The sequence below is a fragment of the Deltaproteobacteria bacterium genome, assembly GCA_003696105.1.
Classification (GTDB): Bacteria; Myxococcota_A; Polyangia; order Haliangiales; family J016; genus J016.
Map to the genome: position 1 here is coordinate 1 of RFGE01000043.1, position 6,547 is coordinate 6,547.

Here is a 6,547-nt window from a genome sequence, read left to right on the forward strand (position 1 = left end):
ACACCTCGCGGGAAGGAACGGACCATGGACCTCGCTCAGATTCGCGACATCTTGGGAACCGACGCGGCCGTGCTCGATCACCAGTGCCGCACGATCCCCGCCGATTCGCTCCACCTGCCGGGGCCGGACTTCGTCGACCGCATCCACGGCGTGTCCGACCGGCCCGTGCCGGTGCTCGCGAGTCTGCAGCGCATGTTCGACACCGGCCGGCTCGCCGGCACCGGCTACCTGTCGATCCTGCCGGTCGACCAGGGCATCGAACACTCCGCCGGCGCGTCGTTCGCGCCCAACCCGGCGATGTTCGACCCCGAAGCCATCGTCCGCCTCGCGATCGAGGGCGGCTGCAACGCGGTCGCGTCGACGTTCGGCGTGCTCGGCGCGGTCGCGCGCAAGTACGCCCACAAGATCCCGTTCATCGTCAAGATCAACCACAACGAGCTGCTGTCGTACCCCAACCAGTACGACCAGACGATGTTCGGCAGCGTCGCGCAGGCGTTCGAGATGGGCGCCGCCGGCATCGGTGCGACGATCTACTGGGGCAGCGCCGAGTCGCGCCGCCAGTTGCAGGAGGTGAGCGAGGCGTTCCAGCAGGCGCACGAACTCGGCATGTTCACGGTGCTGTGGTGCTACCTGCGCAACTCAGCGTTCAAGACGAAGGCCGGCGACATGCACACCGCCGCGGACCTCACCGGCCAGGCCAACCACCTCGGCGTCACGCTCCAGGCCGACATCATCAAACAGAAGCTTCCGGAGACCAACGGCGGCTACCGGAACCCCGACTTGCCGAAGTTCGGCAAGACCCACGACAAGGTCTACACCGAGCTGACGTCCGACCACCCGATCGACCTCACGCGCTATCAGGTCGCGTGCTGCTACATGGGCCGCGCCGGGTTGATCAACAGCGGCGGCGCGTCGGGCGACAACGACCTGCACGACGCGGTGCTCACCGCGGTCATCAACAAGCGGGCGGGTGGCATGGGCCTCATCAGCGGCCGCAAGGCGTTCCAAAAGCCGATGGCCGAGGGCATCAAGCTGCTCCACGCGATCCAAGACGTCTACCTGTGCAAGGACATCACGGTCGCGTGACGGCGCGACCGGCGTCGGCGGATCGGGCGACCGGGCGCGCGATGCGAAGCCGCGCGCGCGTCGCGGGTGCCGGGGCGTGCGCCCTGGCGTGGGCGGCGGTCGCGTGCAGCGCGGCCCCCGCGCCGCGTCCAGCGCCGGCCCCCGCGGCCGCCGCACCGGATGCGGGCGCGGGCGTCGCGTCGTCGCGGGATGCGGGCGCGGGCGTCGCAGCGTCGCCGGATGCGGGCGCGGGCGTCACCGCGTCGCCGGCGCCGGACGCGGCCGTCGACGCGGCGCCGAGCCCCTGCATCGTCGTCCCCGCCGAACGAGCCGCATGTGAGGCGCGCGGCTCGGGGTTTTCGTACGGCCCGCAGCCGTGGATCTATTGCCGTGGCGTCGCACCGCGCCCGAACGAACGGCGCGAGTGGATCGAGAGCCAACGCCTTCGTCCATGTAGCTGCAACGATCTGCGCGCGATCCATGCCCGGCGCGAGCGATGCTCGCGGATCCCGTGACGCCGAGTCGCGGCCGGTGTTGCGCGGCCCCGCCACCGCGGTAGGGCATCGCCCCACACGCGATGGCACAATTCGGCGCGCGCGGGCGATTCGTCGGGCGCCGCGCTGGCGTTGGTCACGCGCGAACCGGTACACTGACGTCAAGCGTGCGACTGGGGGAACTGCTCATCGCCGAGCGCGTCGTGACGGCCGAGCAGGTGGACGAAGCCCTGCGCGCTCAAGTCCTGTACGGCGGCCGGATCGGCACGAATCTGATCGAACTCGGCCACGCGGCGATCGACGCGATCGCCGACGCCCTCGGCCGCCAGCACGCCCTGGCGGCCGCCTACAGCCACCACTTCGAAAGCGCGGACCGGAAGCTGCAGCGGCGCATCGCGCCCGCAGCCGCGGCCGAGCACGCCGCGATCCCGCTCCGCGAGGAAGTACCCGGCGTCGTCGCGGTCGCGTTCCTCGACCCGCCGCCGCCCGAATCGCTGCGCGCCCTGTCGTCCGCGCTCGGCGCGGAGATCGTGCCGGTCATCGCCCCGGAGCTGCGGCTGCGCTACCAGCTCGAACTCGTCTACGGCATCCCGCGCCCGACCCGGTTCGTGCGCCCGCAGCCGCGCGCGGCAGCGCCCACCGGTCAGCCCGCGCCGGATCCGCCGCGCCGCTATCTGCGCACGCTCAGCGACGCCGAGCCGGACCGCCCGGCCGGCACCCTCGGGCGCCTTGCGCTGCGCCAGCGCGCGGTCGCCCGCGACGCGCCGTCGGCGCCAGCCGAGGCCGAGCAGGTCGACGCCGCGGCCGATCCGGACGCCGCGATCCGCGGCATCCGCCGCGCGACCGACCGCGACCGGGTCGTCGACCTGCTCATCAGTTGCATGCGCGACGGCTTCGGCCGCCAGTTGGGCGTCGGCCTCGTGCTGCTCGCGCGCGGCGACGTCGCGTTCGGCTGGCGCGGGTTTTCCGACCACGCCGGTGACGACGTCGTGGCGAGCATCGCGATCCCGCTGGACGAGCCGTCGGTGCTCCAACTCGCGCACCGCACGGGCGTGCTCGTGTGCGGCCGTCCACCGCCGGCCGGCGCGCGCATCGACGAACGCCTGTGGCACCTGCTCGGCAGCGGCCGGCCGGCCGAGTGCGTGGTCGCGCCCGTCAAGATCCAGGACAAGGTCGCGTGCCTGCTGTACGCCCACGCGCGCAACCTCGGGCCGCTCGACGACGACGTGGCCCACGACATCGGCCGCCTCGCCGAGGCGACCGGCCGCGCGTTCGTGCGCCTGATCCGCAGCTTTGCCCGGTGACCGAGGCCGCGCTTGACGCGACGCGCTCGGTTCGCTACTCACTGGACGTGAGCGACCGCGAAGACCGCCCCATCCGCAAGCACCGCCACGACGGCCCCGACGTCGCGCACGCCGCCCACAGCCAGGCGCGCACGACCCGCGCGCTACAGCTGTTGCTCGGCGCGTGCATCGTGCTCACCGGCGCGCTCGTGATCTACGCGGTCTTGTCCGCCAACCTCGACCTGCCGGCGACCCACTGAAGCGACCGCCGCAGGGCGCCGAGCGCGTCGTCGAGCGCTGCGAGCCGCCGCTCGATCTCGTCGTCGGCCGCGAGCGCTGCCAGTTCGCCGGCCGTCGCATCCGCCTCGAGCAGCCGATGCAACCGGACCAGATACGCCTCGATTCCCGCCGCCGCCAGCGCCGACTCGCGCAAATCGTCGGCGACGAGCAACATCCGATCGCGCGCCCGCGCGCGCGCATCGGCCGGCAGATCGCGCGGCGGCGGCGGCGCCTGGGCTCCGATCAGGCGGTCGCGGGCGCGGCGGCCTTGCCCTGTCCTTTCGGCCTCGCGGATGTCAGACTGTCGGCGCATCGTCCTTCGAGGATCGGGGGCAGGCCGGCAGTGCGCAAGTTTTCCACCATCGAGCGGCCGCGGAGGTCGGGCGGATGATTCCCGACGACGCGCGCGACGAAATCCGCCGCAAGGCCGACATCGTCGCCGTCATCGGCCAGCACGTGAAGCTGCGCAAGGCGGGCGTCAACCACGTGGGTTTGTGCCCGTTCCACGACGAGAAGACGCCGTCGTTCAGCGTGAACGGTGAAAAGGGCGTGTACTACTGCTTCGGCTGCGGCAAAAAGGGCGACGTGTTCTCGTTCGTCATGGAGTTCGAGGGCAAGAGCTTCGTCGAGGCGGCGCAGGCGCTCGCCGAGCGGTTCGGCGTTGCGCTTCAGGAGGTCGCCGACTCCCCGGCGCGACGCCGCGAGCGCAGCGACAAAGCGCTGCTGTACGATCTCAATCGCCTCGCCGCGCGGTTCTTCCGCGATCGGCTCACGGACCCGCAGGACGGCCAGCGCGCCCGCGCATACCTCGAAGCCCGCGGAATCGCCCCCGAGGTCGCGACGCGGTTCGGCCTCGGGTATGCCCCGGCGTCCTGGGACGCGTTCGCGTCCGTACTGCGCGCGCGCGGCGTGCCCGAGCGGCTGGCGCTGGCGGCGGGACTCGTCAAGCGGCGTCGCACCGGCGACGGCGTGTACGACGCGTTTCGCGATCGGATCATGTGCCCGATTGTCTTGCCGGGGGGCGAAGTGTGCGGGTTCTCGGGCCGCGCACTCGAGTCGGGCGACGACGCCGGCCCCAAGTACATCAATTCGCCGGAGAGCCCGGTCTACAAAAAATCCAAGCTGTTGTTCGGGCTCCACCGCGCGCGCGAGGCCTTCCGCGCGACCCGGCGCGCGCTCGTCGTCGAGGGCAACTTCGACGTGATCGTGTTGCACCAATACGGCTTCGAGGAGGCGGTCGCGCCCTTGGGGACAGCCCTCACCGACGCGCAGGTCGACACCCTCCGCCGGCTGGTCGACGAGGTCGTCCTCGTCTACGACGGCGACCGAGCCGGCCGCGCCGCAACGCTCAAGGCGCTGAAATTACTGGTCGCAGCCGGGGTCACCACCCGGATCGCGCGCATCCCGCTCGGAGAAGACCCGGATTCGCTGGTGCGCGCCGACCCGGCCGCTTTCCGCCAGATCATCGACCGCGCGCAGTACGGCGTCGAGTACTTCGTACACGAGGTGTGGGCGGCGACCCAGTGGGCGTCGGCGGACAGCCGGGCCCAGGCGGTCGCGGAAGCCGCGGAGGTCATCGGAGCGGTACCGGACGAGACCCGCCGCAACCTGCTCGTCGGCGAACTGGCTGCCGCGACCGGGGTCGACGACCGGGTCGTCCGGCGCGCCCTCACGGCGGCGCACCGCGGCAATGCGGCCCAAGCTGCTGAAATCGCGAAGCCGCGGCGCTCGGCTCACCGCCCGGTGCCCGCCGCAGAACTTGAAATCATTGCGATCCTGGCCGACCATCCCACACTTCTCGGTACGGCCGAACAACTCGGCGTGTTTTCTCTCTTGACGGACCCGACGCTTCGCGACATGTATTCCGCCCAACGCAAAGGACAGCCCATCTTGGCCGCGTTGCCGGAGGACGGGGATCCTCGCGTCGCGCGCCAGGTGTTGTCGGGAGCGTACGCATCCTTGAAGAACCCGGAGTCCACGTTGCGCGCGGCGGTTCGCAGGCTCGAGCAGTGTCGCATCGACAGCGAGTTGCGCCGCCTGCAGCAACGCGCGATCGAGGCGGGACGGCGCGGCGACGTCGACCTCCAGCGCAAGCTGGTGAGCGAAATCTACACCCTCAAACATCGCAACGAGTCGAAAGCGGTCGAGTAACCATGGCGAAAACCACGAAGTCGTCCAACGCGTCCAAGTCCACGTCGAAGGCCACCCACTCCGCGAAATCGACGAAGTCGACGAAATCGACGAAGTCGGCGAAGGCGCCGAAGGCGACGGGCCGCGCCAAGGCGTCCGCGGCCGCGGCCACCCGCCACAAGGAATCGGCGAAGAAGACGTCGACCAAAGCGAAGGCGAACGCCAAGGCGGGGCCCGCCGAGCCGGCCGACGACGGCGACGACCTGAACCTCGCACCGGCTCCGGCCGCCCCGACGCGGAGCAAGCGGTCCAAGAAGCGAGCGCCGACCGCCGCGCGCAGCGCCCCACTGGCCGCCGACGGCGACGATCCGCTGCTGGACGACGAGGACGACGCCGGCATCGACATCGACGACGACGCGGACGTGGTCAAGGCGCGCCAGACGCTCATCGATCTCGGGCGCAAGAAGGGCTTTCTCACCTACGACGAACTCAACGAGCACATGCCCGCCAGCGTCACCTCGTCTGACGAAATCGACGAGTGGTTGTCGGCGCTCAGCGAGGAGGGCATCGACATCGTCGACTCGGCCGACGCTGCCAAGGTCGAGCGCGTCAAGAACAAGAAGGCCAAGGCGTCGCTCACCGACGTCGAGGAGGACGACGACGGCGACGACGACGACTCGTCCTACTCGCGAAGCAGCGACCCGGTTCGGATGTATTTGCGCAAGATGGGGTCGGTCTCGCTACTCACGCGCGAAGGCGAGGTCGAGATCGCGAAGCGCATCGAGGAGGGCGAACGACGTGTGCTGCAATCGGTGCTGCAATCGCCGATCGCAGTCGAGGAGTTGCTCGATATCGGCGAACAGCTCAAGAAGGGCCGGCTCCGCGTCAAGGACGTCGTCAAGGATGTCGACGAGGACGACGCCGACTTCGACGAGGCGTGGCACACCGAGCGCGTCATCAAGGTCATTGAAAAGGTGCGGCGCGCCCATCGCGAGATCGACAAGCTTCAGGAAAAGCTGTCCGAGCGAGGGCTCAGCGAAGTCAAGAAGAAGAAGCTGCGCGACCAGATCGAGGCGCAACGCGCCGCTGCCTTCGACGAGATCTCGACGTTGAGATTGCAAAAGTCGAAGGTCGACAAGATCGTCGCGCGACTCAAGGCGTTCATCGCGCGCATCGACAAGCACGAGAGCGAAATCCGCGGCGCCGAGAACCGCGCCGGCATGCCGGCCAAGGAGCTGCGCAAGGTGCTGCGCGAGATGCGCTCGTCGCCCGAGCGCCAGGCCGAACTCGAGCGAC

The 6,547-nt window shown here is 70.2% G+C and carries 7 protein-coding genes and 1 pseudogene; 5 read left to right on the forward strand and 3 right to left on the reverse strand.

Annotated elements, in window-relative coordinates:
- The first annotated feature begins 24 nt into the window (after positions 1-24).
- Positions 25-1,086 (forward strand): class I fructose-bisphosphate aldolase, encoded by a 1,062-nt coding sequence (locus D6689_02840; protein ID RMH44265.1) that lies wholly within the window; start codon positions 25-27, stop codon positions 1,084-1,086.
- A gap of 61 nt (positions 1,087-1,147) precedes the next feature.
- Here the strand turns inward: D6689_02840 and D6689_02845 are convergent.
- Positions 1,148-1,375 (reverse strand): annotated as a pseudogene (locus D6689_02845) (hypothetical protein).
- A gap of 267 nt (positions 1,376-1,642) precedes the next feature.
- Between D6689_02845 and D6689_02850 the strand changes: the two are divergent.
- Both D6689_02850 and D6689_02855 read left to right on the forward strand, forming a co-directional pair.
- Positions 1,643-2,863: a hypothetical protein gene (locus D6689_02850; GenBank protein ID RMH44266.1), complete on the forward strand. Its 1,221-nt coding sequence runs from the start codon at positions 1,643-1,645 to the stop codon at positions 2,861-2,863.
- The gene (locus D6689_02855; GenBank protein RMH44267.1) at positions 2,860-3,102 is read left to right on the forward strand and encodes a hypothetical protein; all 243 of its coding nucleotides are present in this window, start codon (positions 2,860-2,862) and stop codon (positions 3,100-3,102) included. The genes D6689_02850 and D6689_02855 overlap by 4 nt, the downstream gene beginning before the upstream one ends.
- Here D6689_02855 and D6689_02860 read toward each other — a convergent pair.
- Entirely contained in the window at positions 3,057-3,434 is a 378-nt protein-coding gene (locus D6689_02860; protein ID RMH44268.1) for a hypothetical protein, read from the reverse strand. The two genes, D6689_02855 and D6689_02860, sit on opposite strands and share 46 nt — an antisense overlap.
- A gap of 74 nt (positions 3,435-3,508) precedes the next feature.
- Between D6689_02860 and dnaG the strand changes: the two genes are divergently transcribed.
- A complete protein-coding gene (gene dnaG / locus D6689_02865) occupies positions 3,509-5,272 on the forward strand; it encodes a DNA primase (GenBank protein RMH44269.1) in 1,764 nt (587 codons plus the stop codon).
- Here the strand turns inward: dnaG and D6689_02870 are convergent.
- The gene (locus D6689_02870; protein RMH44270.1) at positions 5,230-5,430 is read right to left on the reverse strand and encodes a hypothetical protein; all 201 of its coding nucleotides are present in this window, start codon (positions 5,428-5,430) and stop codon (positions 5,230-5,232) included. The two genes, dnaG and D6689_02870, sit on opposite strands and share 43 nt — an antisense overlap.
- A gap of 243 nt (positions 5,431-5,673) precedes the next feature.
- Here D6689_02870 and D6689_02875 point away from each other — a divergent pair.
- Positions 5,674-6,547: RNA polymerase sigma factor RpoD (locus D6689_02875; protein RMH44271.1), on the forward strand; the 874-nt coding region annotated here is incomplete at its 3' end.

Excerpts from the sequence above, each read along its gene's own strand:
- D6689_02840 (RMH44265.1), top strand. The coding sequence starts at position 25 with ATGGACCTCGCTCAGATTCGCGACATCTTGGGAACCGACGCGGCCGTG.
- D6689_02850 (RMH44266.1), top strand. The coding sequence starts at position 1,643 with ATGGCACAATTCGGCGCGCGCGGGCGATTCGTCGGGCGCCGCGCTGGC.
- D6689_02860 (RMH44268.1), bottom strand. The coding sequence starts at position 3,434 with ATGCGCCGACAGTCTGACATCCGCGAGGCCGAAAGGACAGGGCAAGGC.
- dnaG (RMH44269.1), top strand. The coding sequence starts at position 3,509 with ATGATTCCCGACGACGCGCGCGACGAAATCCGCCGCAAGGCCGACATC.